This is a genomic window from Pseudomonas asuensis (assembly GCF_014646755.1).
Taxonomy (GTDB): domain Bacteria; phylum Pseudomonadota; class Gammaproteobacteria; order Pseudomonadales; family Pseudomonadaceae; genus Chryseomonas; species Chryseomonas asuensis.
The window spans coordinates 179,901-192,897 of sequence record NZ_BMNW01000005.1 but is presented as its reverse complement, the minus strand read 5'-3'; the positions used below and the strand labels follow the sequence as shown (position 1 = coordinate 192,897).

12 protein-coding genes are annotated in these 12,997 nt (G+C 57.0%); 7 read left to right on the top strand and 5 right to left on the bottom strand.

The features are described 5' to 3' along the window. Positions 1-13: 13 nt before the first annotated feature. From IEX86_RS12830 to rbsD, 6 genes are all read left to right on the top strand, one after another. Positions 14-973 carry a sugar ABC transporter substrate-binding protein gene (locus tag IEX86_RS12830; protein WP_188866522.1) on the top strand — a complete coding sequence of 320 codons (960 nt, stop codon included), beginning with the start codon at positions 14-16 and terminating at the stop codon, positions 971-973. Positions 974-1,068: 95 nt separating this feature from the next. Beyond that, entirely contained in the window at positions 1,069-2,622 is a 1,554-nt protein-coding gene (locus IEX86_RS12825) for a sugar ABC transporter ATP-binding protein (RefSeq protein ID WP_188866521.1), read from the top strand. Continuing rightward, positions 2,619-3,602, top strand: coding sequence for an ABC transporter permease (locus tag IEX86_RS12820; protein ID WP_188866520.1), 984 nt, complete (start codon positions 2,619-2,621; stop codon positions 3,600-3,602). The genes IEX86_RS12825 and IEX86_RS12820 overlap by 4 nt, the downstream gene beginning before the upstream one ends. A gap of 2 nt (positions 3,603-3,604) precedes the next feature. Next, positions 3,605-4,621 (top strand): LacI family DNA-binding transcriptional regulator, encoded by a 1,017-nt coding sequence (locus IEX86_RS12815; RefSeq protein WP_188866519.1) that lies wholly within the window; start codon positions 3,605-3,607, stop codon positions 4,619-4,621. Between the two features lies 1 nt (position 4,622). Beyond that, positions 4,623-5,531: a ribokinase gene (gene rbsK / locus IEX86_RS12810; RefSeq protein WP_188866518.1), complete on the top strand. Its 909-nt coding sequence runs from the start codon at positions 4,623-4,625 to the stop codon at positions 5,529-5,531. 8 nt (positions 5,532-5,539) lie between these two features. Next, positions 5,540-5,944: a D-ribose pyranase gene (gene rbsD / locus IEX86_RS12805; protein WP_188866517.1), complete on the top strand. Its 405-nt coding sequence runs from the start codon at positions 5,540-5,542 to the stop codon at positions 5,942-5,944. Positions 5,945-5,963: 19 nt separating this feature from the next. Here the strand turns inward: rbsD and IEX86_RS12800 are convergent, their stop codons facing one another. Further along, complete coding sequence (locus tag IEX86_RS12800) at positions 5,964-7,070, bottom strand: catalase family protein (protein WP_188866516.1); 1,107 nt, start codon at positions 7,068-7,070, stop codon at positions 5,964-5,966. 296 nt (positions 7,071-7,366) lie between these two features. Between IEX86_RS12800 and IEX86_RS12795 the strand changes: the two genes are divergently transcribed. Further along, positions 7,367-8,392, top strand: a complete 1,026-nt coding sequence (locus tag IEX86_RS12795; protein ID WP_188866515.1) for an alpha/beta fold hydrolase — start codon at positions 7,367-7,369, stop codon at positions 8,390-8,392. 44 nt (positions 8,393-8,436) lie between these two features. Here IEX86_RS12795 and IEX86_RS12790 read toward each other — a convergent pair whose 3' ends face one another. From IEX86_RS12790 to IEX86_RS12775, 4 genes are all read right to left on the bottom strand, one after another. Next, positions 8,437-9,519: a GGDEF domain-containing protein gene (locus tag IEX86_RS12790; RefSeq protein ID WP_188866514.1), complete on the bottom strand. Its 1,083-nt coding sequence runs from the start codon at positions 9,517-9,519 to the stop codon at positions 8,437-8,439. 417 nt (positions 9,520-9,936) lie between these two features. Then, positions 9,937-10,350 carry a topoisomerase DNA-binding C4 zinc finger domain-containing protein gene (locus IEX86_RS12785; protein WP_229685329.1) on the bottom strand — a complete coding sequence of 138 codons (414 nt, stop codon included), beginning with the start codon at positions 10,348-10,350 and terminating at the stop codon, positions 9,937-9,939. A gap of 148 nt (positions 10,351-10,498) precedes the next feature. Then, positions 10,499-11,530 (bottom strand): SIS domain-containing protein, encoded by a 1,032-nt coding sequence (locus tag IEX86_RS12780; protein WP_188866512.1) that lies wholly within the window; start codon positions 11,528-11,530, stop codon positions 10,499-10,501. 19 nt (positions 11,531-11,549) lie between these two features. After that, a complete protein-coding gene (locus IEX86_RS12775; protein ID WP_229685328.1) occupies positions 11,550-12,575 on the bottom strand; it encodes an ROK family protein in 1,026 nt (341 codons plus the stop codon). Between the last annotated feature and the right edge of the window lie 422 nt (positions 12,576-12,997).

The following is a 12,997-nucleotide window of genomic DNA, read 5'->3' as shown; positions in this document are numbered from 1 at the left end:
AATGGAGTGCACCATGAACGCATCCCTCCCTATGCGGCTTCTCGCTGCTGCTGTTCTGTTTTCTACAACTTCGGCTTTTCTGCCACTGTCCGCTGCCTATGCCCAGGATGGGGACAAGCCCAAGGTTGCTCTGGTGATGAAGTCACTTGCCAATGAGTTCTTCCGTACCATGGAAGATGGCGCCAAGGGCTACCAGAAAGAGCATTCTGATCAGTTCGATCTGATTTCCAATGGCATCAAGGACGAAACCGATACGTCCAGCCAGATCCGTATCGTCGAGCAGATGATCGTATCTCAGGTCGATGCCATCGTTATCGCGCCGGCAGACTCCAAGGCATTGGTGCCCGTCATCAAGAAAGCCATGGACGCTGGCATCAAGGTCGTAAACATCGACAACCGTCTTGATCAGGATGTACTCAAGAGCAAGCAACTCGATGTTCCCTTCGTAGGCCCGGACAACCGCAAGGGCGCCCGTCTGGTAGGCGAGTACCTGGCCAAGCAGCTCAAGTCCGGCGATGAAGTGGGCATCATTGAAGGCGTCTCTACCACCTTCAACGCGCAACAACGCACCGCAGGCTTCAAGGATGCAATGGAAGCGGCCAACATGAAAATCGTTGGCGTGCAGTCCGGCTCCTGGGAGATTGACAAGGGGAATGCGGTGGCTTCCGCCATGCTCAACGAGCATCCTAATCTGAAAGCCTTGCTGGCTGGTAACGACAGCATGGCGCTAGGTGCCGTCTCCGCTATTCGTGCCGCAGGTAAAAAGGGCGAAGTGCTGGTGGTGGGTTACGACAACATCAACGCCATCAAGCCCATGCTTAAAGATGGCCGCGTGTTGGCTACTGCCGACCAGTACGCCAGTAAGCAGGCTGTCTTTGGTATCGATGCTGCACTCAAGCTGGTCAAAGGCGAGTCCACAGGGGCCGTCGACGGCGTAATCGAAACGCCTGTCGAGCTTGTCACCAAGCCGTAATCCTTCTTTTTCCTGCAAGGCTTTGGCGCAGAGTCGACAGTGTTCGGCTCTGCGCCGGAGTTCTATGTAGCACCTGAGTTTTAAAGGAGACCGTCATGTCGGGCAGGCCAGTCCTTTCCATTACCGGCATCGGCAAGACCTATGCACAACCCGTCCTGGCTGAGGTCAACCTTGAGTTGTACCCCGGCGAGGTGCTGGCGCTGACAGGTGAAAATGGCGCGGGTAAGAGCACGCTGTCCAAGATCATTGCAGGGCTGACGCCGCCTACGACCGGGCAGATGACTTTTCTCGACCAGCCGTATACACCCGGCAGCCGTACCCAGGCCGAGCGCCTGGGTGTGCGCATGGTCATGCAGGAGCTTAACCTGCTGCCGACTCTGACCGTTGCCGAAAACCTGTTCCTTGATAATCTGCCCAGTCGGGGCGGGTGGATTTCGCGCAGCCGGCTGCGCGAACAGGCACGGCTGGCCATGGCGCAGGTCGGGCTGGATGCCATCGACCCGGATACGTTGGTCTCTGACCTGGGGGTCGGCCACCAGCAGATGGTCGAGATTGCCCGAAACCTGATCGGTGACTGCCGCATCCTGATTCTCGACGAGCCTACGGCCATGCTGACGGCGCGCGAGGTTGATCTGTTATTCGAGCAGATCGAGCGCCTGCAAGCCCGCGGGGTTGCCATTGTCTACATTTCCCACCGTCTGGAAGAACTCAAGCGCATCTCCCAGCGGATCGCGGTTCTGCGTGATGGCCGGTTGGTCGCCGCCGAGTCCATCAGCCGTTACAACACCGATCAGCTGGTCGCGCTGATGGTGGGGCGTGACCTGGGCGAGCATATCGACCTGGGCGAGCGCCATATTGGTGCGCCCGTGCTGCGGGTCGAAAAGCTGAGCCGCGCTGGCAAGGTATGCGACGTATCGTTCGAGGTTCGTGCAGGAGAGATCCTCGGTATTTCCGGCTTGATCGGCGCCGGCCGCACGGAATTGCTGCGACTGATCTACGGTGCTGACCGTGCCGACAGCGGACGCGTTTTCGTAGGTAATCCGTTACGTGAAACCAAGGTGAGCTCTCCGGCGGAAGCCGTGCGTAATGGCATTGCCCTGATTACCGAAGACCGTAAAGGGGAGGGGCTGCTACTCACCCAATCCATTTGCGCGAATCTAGCGTTGGGTAACATGCCTGCCGTTGCCAGGCACGGTGTGGTTCAGTCCTCTTCCGAGCTGGCCCTGGCAGAGCGGCAGATCAAGGCCATGCGTATTCGCAGTTCCAGCCCGCATCAGCCGGTGGGCGAACTCTCCGGCGGTAACCAGCAGAAGGTCGTGATTGGCCGCTGGCTTGAGCGCGACTGTCAGGTGTTGTTATTCGATGAGCCCACACGGGGCATCGACATTGGCGCCAAGTTCGATATCTATGGGCTGCTCGGTGAATTGACGCGGCAGGGCAAAGGGCTTGTCGTCGTGTCCAGTGACCTGCGTGAGCTGATGTTGATCTGCGATCGGATTGCCGTGCTGTCCGCCGGCCGTCTCATGGAAACCTTTGACCGTAACGATTGGAGCCAGGACCGTCTCCTGGCTGCCGCTTTTGCCGGATACAGCAGCCGTGAGGCCATGCTGGGCGAAGCGGTTTCTCCCCTTCAGGAATTCTCCGTATGAACACTACCGTAACTCCAGCCGCGACCAAGCGCAGCAGTAGCGTGTCCGGCCTTGGCACTTACCTGGGATTGGCGGGTGCTCTACTGGCCATGATCGTGCTGTTCTCTACCATGAGCAGCCATTTTCTGTCTTACAGCACCTTTACTACCCTGGCCAACCAGATTCCAGACTTGATGGTGCTGTCGGTAGGGATGACGTTGATCCTTATCATCGGTGGAATCGACCTGTCCGTAGGTTCGGTGCTGGCACTGGCGGCGTCGGTCGTCAGCGTCGCGATACTCAATTGGGGATGGGGCATTTTCCCAGCCGCGGTCCTGGGCATGGTCTGCGCAGCCTTGGCGGGCACCGTAACGGGCACTGTTACCGTGGCGTGGCGTATTCCATCCTTTATCGTTTCCCTGGGTGTGCTGGAAATGGCACGGGGGCTGGCTTATCAGTTGACCGATTCGCGGACTGCTTATATCGGTGATGCCTATGGCTGGCTGTCTACACCTTTCGCCTTTGGTATTTCGCCGTCCTTTATCATCGCCTTGCTGGTGATCGCGATTGCCCATGCATTGCTGACACGCAGCGTGTTCGGACGCTATCTGGTCGCCATCGGTACCAACGAAGAGGCAGTGCGCCTGGCCGGTATCAATCCCAAGCCTTACAAGATCCTGGTGTTTGCCCTTATGGGCCTGCTGGCTGGTCTGGCAGCATTGTTCCAGGTATCACGCCTGGAAGCCGCTGACCCAAATGCCGGTGCCGGGCTTGAGCTGCAAGTCATCGCGGCGGTGGTCATCGGCGGTACAAGCCTCATGGGTGGGCGTGGTTCGGTCATCAGTACGTTCTTTGGTGTCCTGATCATCTCTGTGCTGGCGGCAGGGCTTGCGCAGATTGGTGCCAGTGAGCCGACCAAACGTATCATTACCGGTGCGGTGATCGTGGTGGCCGTGGTGCTCGACACCTACCGCAGCCACCGCGCCAAGCGTCGGGCCTAACCATGGCGACCATCAAGGACGTGGCGGCGCTGGCCGGTATTTCCTATACCACGGTGTCGCACGTACTCAATGGTACTCGTCCGGTCAGTCCTGAGGTACGAACCAAGGTCGAGGCGGCCATCGACCAGTTGGGGTACGTCCCTAGCGGCGTGGCCCGCTCGCTCAAGGCCAAGGCTACCAGCACCATCGGGCTGCTTGTGCCCAATGGCAGCAACCCGTATTTTGCCGAGCTGGCGCGAGGCATTGAGGATCACTGTGAGCGTAACGGCTATAGCGTAATCCTGTGCAATTCCGACGATGACAACAGCAAGCAGCGACGCTACCTGCGCGTGCTGCTGGAGCGCCGTATCGACGGATTGATCGTGGCCACTGTGGGCGGCGATGGTGAGTTTGCCCAGGCATTAGCCTCGGTTAAAGTGCCTATGGTATTGGTTGACCGTCCTCTGGAGGGCGTTGAAGCGGATCTGGTACAGATCAACCATGAAGAGGGCGGCTATCTGGCAACCCGGCATTTGCTGGAGCTAGGGCATCGGCGCATCGCCTGTCTGGGCGGGCCGGCTGAAACGCTGGTTGCCCAGGAGCGTCTGGCCGGTTATCGCCGTGCCATGAGTGAAGCCGGGCAAGCAGTAGAGCCAGCATGGCTACTCAATACTGAATTCACCAGCGCTGCCGGCTATACCGCTGCTGCACAGCTGTTGGAAAAAAATGCGCCTACGGCCATTTTTGCCGGGAACGATATGATCGGAATCGGTATCCTGCGCGCCGCTGCCGAGCGCGGCCTGCGTGTGCCGCAGGATCTTTCGGTTGTAGGCTTCGATGATATCGCCGTGAGCCGCTACCTTTATCCAGCATTGACTACAGTGGGGCAGTCCATCCTGCAGTTGGGCGAGCGTGCCGCCGAGCAATTGCTGGCCCGCCTTGTGCAGCGGCACCGGTCCACACCTGAACATACCGTGGTGGCGCCTACCCTGGTGGTGCGCGAGTCCACTGCGTCTATCGAATTGAACGAGAGTCCATAAGATGCAAGCAAAAATAGTCGTCGTGGGAAGTCTGAATATGGACTTGGTGGTACGGACCCCACGCGTACCCGTTGGTGGCGAGACCCTTGCAGGTCACAGCTTTGTTACTGCACCTGGCGGCAAGGGCGCCAATCAGGCTGTAGCCTGTGCCCGTCTGGGCGCCCAGGTCACTATGATCGGTTGTGTCGGCCATGATGCCTATGGCGAGATATTGCGTAGTGGTCTTGAGTCTGAAGGAATCGATTGTTCTTCTGTTGAGGCTTTGGAAGGCGTATCCACCGGCATTGCTTCCATCCTGGTAGATGATAACGGTCAGAACTGCATCGTAATTGTGGCGGGTGGCAATGGTGAGCTGTCATCTGAGCATCTGACCCGGTATGACGCCGCGTTTCAGGCAGCCGATGTGATCATCGCCCAGTTGGAGGTGCCCGTCGCAACCGTTGAAAAGACCCTGACCCGCGGCCACGAATTGGGGAAAACGGTCCTCTTGAACCCTGCTCCAGCGGTAGGGCCTTTGCCTGCCCATTGGTACGGCAATGTGGATTACCTGATTCCGAACGAGAGCGAAGCCAGCTTGCTGACGGGTATCCAGGTCGACTCGCTGGAAACGGCCGCCGAGGCAGCGCAAGCGCTGCTCGACGCAGGCGCCAAGCGTATCCTGTTGACCCTGGGCTCTCAGGGCGTGCTGTATAAGGATGCCCAGCGCCAGCAGCACTTCCCGGCGCAGGTTGTCCAGGCGGTGGATACCACGGCGGCCGGTGATACCTTTGTTGGCGGCTTTGCCGCTGCCCTGGGCGAGGGGCTGTCTTTGGATGAGGCCGTTCGCCTGGGCCAACAGGCCGCTGCGCTGTCCGTCACTCGTGCCGGTGCGCAACCCTCCATTCCTTATCGCCGTGAATTGAAGTCCTGAGAGCGCCTATGAAAAAGACACCCTTGCTTAACAGTGCGCTATCCCGCGTGATTGCCAGCCTTGGCCACGGCGATGTGATCGTGATTGGTGACGCCGGCATGCCGGTACCCCCTGGCGTGGAGTGTATCGATCTTGCGGTAACCCACGGCGTGCCTGATTTTGCTACCACACTAAGAGTCATCGTGAGCGAGATGCAGATCGAGTCCCATGTGCTGGCAGAAGAAACGGTTGCCCAGCATCCGCCCGCATTGGCTGAAATTCAGCGGCTAAGTGCTGCGGGCGAGCTTGGCAAGCGTCAGTTGGTGAGCCATGAAGACCTCAAAGTGCTGTGCAAGAAGGCCCGTGTGCAGGTTCGTACGGGTGAATGCCAGCCCTATACCAACATCGCATTGATTGCCGGCGTCACCTTCTAACGACGCCGGCAGGTCATGCTCATTGCGGTAACGTGCCCAGTGAGCGTGGCTCGTGAATAGGGCAGCCGTTAAACTGCTCTCTGAATCCGGACGACATTTCATAGGCTGGCTTGCGCGAGCGCATCACGCCACCAATAGGGCGGTGCGCTGCCAGTCCATGCCAGGGTGAGAAGGCCATGCTGTCATCTACTTCCTTGGCGCGAGCCTCTGTCCAGGCGGGCTGTGGATCGACCTCAATCCGGGCAACGATGATATAAGGGCTTTCATCTTCCGGCCACTGTGCGGATGCATCCTCGACAGGCATCTTTTCCTGATCGGTAGCCAGTTGAACCCGTACATCCCATACACCACCTTGCTGGGCAAAAAAGTCGCTTACTGCGTCACGCAGCCCGTTGGGCTTGCCATTCACATTGAGAGGCGCATCGGCCAATACCGTCAGCTCAGGCGAAGCCGGTGCCACACTCATCTTGGCATAGTAAGGGCCATACAGCAGTGGCACGCTGGTGTAGAAGGTTTCGCCCAGGATATGGGTTTCCGGATGGCCACCCAGGGACTTGAGCGTTGCGCTTTCTCCGCCGACGGCTTCGATGACCTTCTCAGTGCCGCGCAGGACTGCCGAAAGCGCTTTCTTGAGGCCCGGCGCCTTGTCTGTGGTAGCTGCCAAAAGCTTCAGGCTTTTCAGAAACGCCTTTGGCGTTGGTGCTGAAAAGGCGGATGCATTGACCATCACAAAGTCTTGCGTCAGCTGGCCCTCGCTTCCTGGCAGGCGGTCACCTTCCATGCCAATGATCTTGATGGCCAGCCCTCGTGGCGAAGAGACGCTATCGTCCAGCAAATCTCCGGGGTTGGTTGAAAAGCGCAGCACAACGGGGTATTCCCCTGCTTTGGCAAACGCCCCCTGGACCAGCTCTGGAGGTAAGCCTTCTAATACCTTCAGACGCCCCTGCAGTAATCCGTGGCTTTTGGCATGTACGCTGCGTACCGCATGCCCATAATCCTTGGACGTTGTCTCGATGATCGTGCGCATTGTTTCAACCAACTCGCGGGTGGTCTCGGCCTCATCATCCGCGATCTGTTCAAAGGAAGGGTCAAACGGTAGGGGGCGAATTGGAAGGGCGGTCGACATGCTAAGTCCTCTGCTCATCAGGGTGCCTTGAAAGGCATCGTTGTTATGGACTGTGTATCAGCCACAGACCTTCCTGATTCTGGACAGATCGTCCGTGTCTACTGTTCATAAGATTTGCCTGTGAATGACAAGTAGATAGCACTTTGTATTAAAACGACGGCTTAATCCGCCTCGTTTGAAGCGAATCGGCTCAGCTTCGATGCAGATTCAGCATAAACGCAACAAAACACTACGATACAAAACCCTTTTCTCTGAGCGCAGTCCGTTAAAGAACGTATTTACCAGAGGAGAGGCCCATGTCTGCCCCAGCACTTCCCATGATGCCGCCAGTTAATATGGCCCCGGTCAATGGTATCCAGATGGCCTATTACGAGGCTGGCCCCCGAATGGCTGGCGCCAAACCGGCAATTCCCATCGTGCTCTGCCACGGGTTTCCCGAGCTGGCCTTTTCCTGGCGTCACCAGATCAAGGCACTAAGTGAGGCTGGGTACTGGGTCATCGCACCGGATCAGCGCGGCTACGGCCTGACCGAACGCCCTGAGGCGGTTGAGGCCTATGACATGGAGCATCTGACGGGCGATCTTGTCGGCCTGCTGGATCATCTGGGCGTAGAGAAGGCTATTTTTTGTGGTCATGACTGGGGTGGTCTGCTCGTCTGGCAGATGCCACTTCTACACCCTGACCGTACGGCTGGCGTTATTGGCCTTAATACGCCTTATCTGCCGCGTCCGCCCGTCGAGCCTATTGAGGCCATGCGTAAGCGCATGGGCGATGAGATGTATCAGGTGCATTTCCAAAAGCCTGGTGAAGCGGATAGCGTCTTCAACCGAGACGCCCGCAATGTGTTCAGTTTTTTGATGAAAAAACCTGAAAGCAGACAAGGCGATGGCGAAGGTATTTCAAATGCCAAGGCCTCTGACGAGGGCTCAGCCTTTGCACTGGTGCGCTGGCTGGAGGCCTATCAGCCCGAACAGGACTCTCGGGAAACCTTTCTGAACGAGGAGGAGTTCAACGTTTTTGTCGATACCTTCAGCCGAACCGGCTTTACTGGAGGCATTAATTGGTATCGCAACATCACACGTAACTGGGAGCGTTCGGCCAATCTACCTACCAAGATAGATGTACCTTCACTCATGGTTACGGCGGATCAGGATGCCTTCCTGCCACCTTCCATGTCAGAAGGGATGGAAACGTACGTACATGACCTCCAGCGTGGTGCAATTCAAGCGTCCGGGCACTGGACCCAACAAGAGCGACCCGATGAGGTCAATCGGGTTTTCCTGCACTGGCTAATGCTGCGCTTTCCACTAGACGAGCGGTGATAGAACAGCGCGTCTAGTCCGGACGTCCATTCTTGGCAGGCCGCTCAGGCTACCACCGGCTGAGCGGCAGGCATGACGCGGTTTCGGCCTTGCTGCTTACCCTGGTAAAGCGCCTTGTCGGTACGCTTGATGGCATCCTTCAGGCATTCATGCTCGCCAATCACACAGGTAGCCAGTGTTGCGGTCACCATGATGGTGGACCCCTCTACTTCGAACCGTATCGCGCGAATCTCAGCCAGGATTCGCTCGGCAATCCTATCGGCATTTTTGAGGTCGGTATTACGCATCAGGATCAAAAACTCTTCGCCGCCCCAGCGCGAAGCTACGTCAGTGCCTCTAACCGAAGAGGCAATAACCGATGACACCCGTTGCAGGACCATGTCGCCCACGTCATGGCCGAACGTATCGTTGATGTTCTTGAAGTGATCCACATCCAGCATGATCAACGAGATCGGTTTGAAGGTCTGGGGGCTGCGATACAGCCGCTGCGCCTCGCTGTGCAAACGCCCGCGGGTATATAGGTTGGTCAGGCTGTCCTTGTTGGCCAAGGTGAACAGATCTGCCTGCATTGCAATCGAGCTGGAAGCTGTCAGCGCTGAGATATACACAAGCATCACCATGGCGGAGCCCAGGTTGAACAGGCTGAACAGCTCTGTAACCTCGGGGCTCAACATGAACAGGGGTTCAACGGCGAAAAAAAGATCCATTACCTTGCCTATCAGTAGGCAGGTACAGATCAATATGCAGGTTATCCAGCGCCAAAAGGGCGCGACGGTGTAGTTGAATAGCGCGATAGGGATGATGCAAAGCAGATAATAATAAAACCCGGTATGCCATCCTAGGACTATCGTTGCGACTACGGCATGCATGACGATTTCCGACATCAGCAGCGTGCTTGTCAATCGATAGCGCTTGGCCTTTAGTAGCTGTAGGCAATAGAAGTGGATGGCCACGCTGCCAATGTTGGTCAGCCAGAGGGCTTTGACGTCCAGCGCAATGAACGTCAAAAGAAAAATGATGTGAATACTCAGCACCGCCTTGATGCCAAGCACACCCCTGCTCCAGAAGCGATCCGTTGCTGTTTCCAAAATCTGGGCGCGATCAGACGCCGAAAGATCACTATTCATTGAGTCCGACTCGACGTGCACACGCAATGACGCTGCATGTTTCAGCCTGTAAAAGTTGTTACAAAGGATCGGCTGAGCCCGACAAGTCTTGAGGGGGAACCGCGTCAGGAACGGAGCGGCGTGACTAACGGCCGGGCAATATCCACAATGACTAAAGGCTACTGTGCTTGAAGTAAGCTAGCTAATAAGGCGCGCTTATCCCTGAGTATGAATAAGCCTATTAAGCTGGACGCTAATGATCTGATGACTGCCGATGCCTGTGCGAGTTTTATGGCGCGAAAAGTCTTGCCGGATCAATCCTCAGATGTGCACTTATGTCCGCTGGCCGAAGGGTCTCCCCCCTGGCATTGGCGGCTGCGGCCGGCATATACCCTCAAGGCAAGAGGGCAGGCTCACATTCCGGCGTAAGCAAAGCGATTAGAGGCTAGACAGGCGAGAGGCCCGCGCCCTTGCATGATGGCCGATAAGCTTGGTTCCCTGGCAAATGGGCGCGCGGCTGCAACCATAAAAACGCTTGCCTGCCTTGGCCGTGCGTAACGCCATTGGGGCTTCACAGAACGGGCAGTTTTCCGCATGGGCTTGCCAGGGTGTTACCGGAGGCGTATTGGCAGCAATGATGGCCTGATGGGGCGCGAGTCTTTTTGTCACTCGGCTGCTGCGCAAGCCCTCGTATACGCTCCAGGCTATCAGCACGCCAACAATGCCCAGCATGATTGCAATATCACTCACGGACAACTCACTCGCAGCCGCTTCTTCTGCCCATGTCAGGCAAGGTAAAAGCAATAGCATTGATCCAATAAATGCTTTTTGCGTAAGCGGCGTACGTCCCATGACCCTTTCCATTTAACTGATGCGCGGCGCACAGTACGCCCGATATGCGAGTGCTATCGGCCAGGGGGATTCAAGCTTTAAGTGAGAACAAAAAGCCCCGACCAGTGGAGTGTCGGAGCTTTACTGTGGCGTCAGGGTGGGGCAGCCACTAATGCGTCTCGGTGACCTTTTTCAGGTAGTGCGGCTTGTCAGGGTTGCAGCCACGTGCAGTTGCCAATGCCTCGGCAAGCACATAAAAACTCTGGATCATGGTGAAGGGCTCCAGCAGGGCATGGTCGGTCTGGATGGTGGGCAGGTTAACCCCTTCCTTATCGGCGGCTGCCGCGACCAGCACCTTGGCTCCCCGCTCACGCATCTCCTGGGCAAACGCCAGTGTGCCTGCTTGCTCTGCGCCTGCTGGCGCAAAGACCAGAATCGGATACCCTTTGGTAATGATCTCCATCGGGCCATGCTTCACTTCCGCACTGGAAAAAGCCTCGGCCTGAATCCCGCAGGTTTCCTTGAGTTTGAGAGCGGCTTCCTGAGCAATCGAAAGGCTTGGGCCGCGACCGATCACCAGCATCTTGTCTGCCGGAGTCAACACTTCAACAGCCTTTGACCAGTCGGCATGAACAGCACGCTCCATTTGTTGAGGTAATGCCTTGAGTGCCTCTAGGAGGCCTGAGGGATGCATATCCAGATTGCGTTCCAGATGGCCTACCGTCTGGGCAGCTGCCATGAGCATAGCAACATAGCTTTTGGTGGCTGCCACGCTCTGCTCAAGCCCGGCGGGCAGCAATACTTCACCGTCAGCCATTGCTGCCAAAGGCGAGTCGGGCGTATTGACCAAGGCTGTCGCGCGAGCACCACGTGATTTCAGATAACGAACACTGGCGATCAGATCCGGGCTTTTGCCCGACTGAGAAAGCGCAGCCACCCAGGCGTTATTTAAGCGTAAGGGCGGCTGATTGAGGCTGACCAGCGAGAGTGGAATCGAAAGGCTGGGAATACCGATCTGAGACATCATTAGATGAGCAAGGTAGGCGGCTGCGTGATCCGAACTGCCCCTCGCCACGGTAATCATAAGGTCGGGCAGATTACGAGCCAGACGGTCTGCCAGTGCCGTAACGGCACTATCATCCTCCAGCATATGCTGCAGAACGGCGGGAATGGATTGGGTTTCATTCAGCATCAGAGACATTGCAGTTACCTTAGGGGCGTCAGCCTTCGGACGCTTTGGCGTCAGGGGTGGAAAGAAGCTTGGTTTGACTGAGAGTGTGCTCAGGAATAAAGGTAAGCCCGGCGGCATCCATAGCCATACTCAACGCGCCCCAGAGCGGTGCGTCATGAGTGAAGTGTGCCGTGACGATCTCAGGCGCAAAGGGAACGGTGCGACAGATCATTTGCTGGATGAGCGGGGCGAGCGTTGCTGCCTGCCGGTAAAGCCCGCCACCAATGGCGATGCGGCCGACATCCAGAGCTATCGCCAGATTGGCTACCTGAGCGGTACAGGCCGCAATGCGAACATGCAGCGCTTGTTGAACGTGTGGGTTATCGCTTGAGAACAGATCAAGCGCCTTATGGTTCGGACCGAGCAGCTCAATAGCTAACTGATTGAGCGCTGCTCCGGAAAACAGCTCTTCCAGCGGAGCGCCACCTTGCTCGTAGCTATACCATTCCGACACGCGTGCAGGGTCCAGGAACGGCGACAACAGGTAGCCAATTTCCATTGCCGCGCCGTTATGGCCCCGAATCAACTTGCCGTTGGCAATCGCTGCGGCAGAGAGCCCTGTTCCCAGGTTCAAGTAAAGGGCATGGTCGGCGCCCTGAAGGCTACCCCAGCGTGCTTCAGCCAGCGCGCCGGCCTTCACGTCGTTGTCCAGCATCACTGCAGACGTGCCCAGCCCTTGAACGATCAAGCCGTGTAGGTCGAGTCCTTCAAAGCCGGGCGTATTGGGCGCCATCAATAAGGTATGGCCACGTATAACACCTGGAAATACACCCGCCACGCTACTAATGGCTGTCGCATCGAGCTGCAGCGAGCACTCCCGTGCAGCCGCAAGCAGGCGCATCAGGGCTGGTTCACCCTGCAAGCCCTCGGCATGGGTAGTCAGGACCCGAGTCACCAAGCATTCGCTGGTAGGGTCATAGCAGGCAATATGGGTTTTGGTACCACCAACATCGATGGCCAGCAGTACACCCTGATCAGGCATGGTAAGGCTCTCTGGTTCAGGTGCTAGTGTCATGGCTCTATTACTATGAAAGCCGATGTATACGTGCCCACAGTAGGTAAGCCCTGTTGCCCACCCGCCCAATAACGGCCGGCACCGGGTAAAGCCACATCGCATAAGGCCTTTACACGTGTGGTTGGTTCGTGCGCAGCACGAACAGTGCAATGATCTGAGAAGCAGATTGCACCAGGATCATGACGGTTGTCAGAGGCGGGATCAGCGTGGCCAGGTCGCTCAGCTGGATGATCGTAAAGCTGATCGAGAACTACCCATAGACGGTTGAAGATGACATATGACGATCTCTTCGCTCGAAAGATAAAGGATAGGTAGATAAAAAATCTTCTTACCATCGATCAGCTCTGTCGATTCGGCATTGTTGTAATAAAGAGGTCGCCTTGCCGTGTGGAGGAGAGACTAAGCAGCGAACCGTCTCTAGA

What these genes read in the sequence shown, in the direction of transcription:
- IEX86_RS12830 (WP_188866522.1), top strand. Translation starts at nt 14, where the DNA reads ATGAACGCATCCCTCCCTATGCGGCTTCTCGCTGCTGCTGTTCTGTTT.
- IEX86_RS12825 (WP_188866521.1), top strand. Translation starts at nt 1,069, where the DNA reads ATGTCGGGCAGGCCAGTCCTTTCCATTACCGGCATCGGCAAGACCTAT.
- IEX86_RS12820 (WP_188866520.1), top strand. Translation starts at nt 2,619, where the DNA reads ATGAACACTACCGTAACTCCAGCCGCGACCAAGCGCAGCAGTAGCGTG.
- IEX86_RS12815 (WP_188866519.1), top strand. Translation starts at nt 3,605, where the DNA reads ATGGCGACCATCAAGGACGTGGCGGCGCTGGCCGGTATTTCCTATACC.
- rbsK (WP_188866518.1), top strand. Translation starts at nt 4,623, where the DNA reads ATGCAAGCAAAAATAGTCGTCGTGGGAAGTCTGAATATGGACTTGGTG.
- rbsD (WP_188866517.1), top strand. Translation starts at nt 5,540, where the DNA reads ATGAAAAAGACACCCTTGCTTAACAGTGCGCTATCCCGCGTGATTGCC.
- IEX86_RS12800 (WP_188866516.1), bottom strand. Translation starts at nt 7,070, where the DNA reads ATGTCGACCGCCCTTCCAATTCGCCCCCTACCGTTTGACCCTTCCTTT.
- IEX86_RS12795 (WP_188866515.1), top strand. Translation starts at nt 7,367, where the DNA reads ATGTCTGCCCCAGCACTTCCCATGATGCCGCCAGTTAATATGGCCCCG.
- IEX86_RS12790 (WP_188866514.1), bottom strand. Translation starts at nt 9,519, where the DNA reads ATGAATAGTGATCTTTCGGCGTCTGATCGCGCCCAGATTTTGGAAACA.
- IEX86_RS12785 (WP_229685329.1), bottom strand. Translation starts at nt 10,350, where the DNA reads ATGGGACGTACGCCGCTTACGCAAAAAGCATTTATTGGATCAATGCTA.
- IEX86_RS12780 (WP_188866512.1), bottom strand. Translation starts at nt 11,530, where the DNA reads ATGTCTCTGATGCTGAATGAAACCCAATCCATTCCCGCCGTTCTGCAG.
- IEX86_RS12775 (WP_229685328.1), bottom strand. Translation starts at nt 12,575, where the DNA reads ATGACACTAGCACCTGAACCAGAGAGCCTTACCATGCCTGATCAGGGT.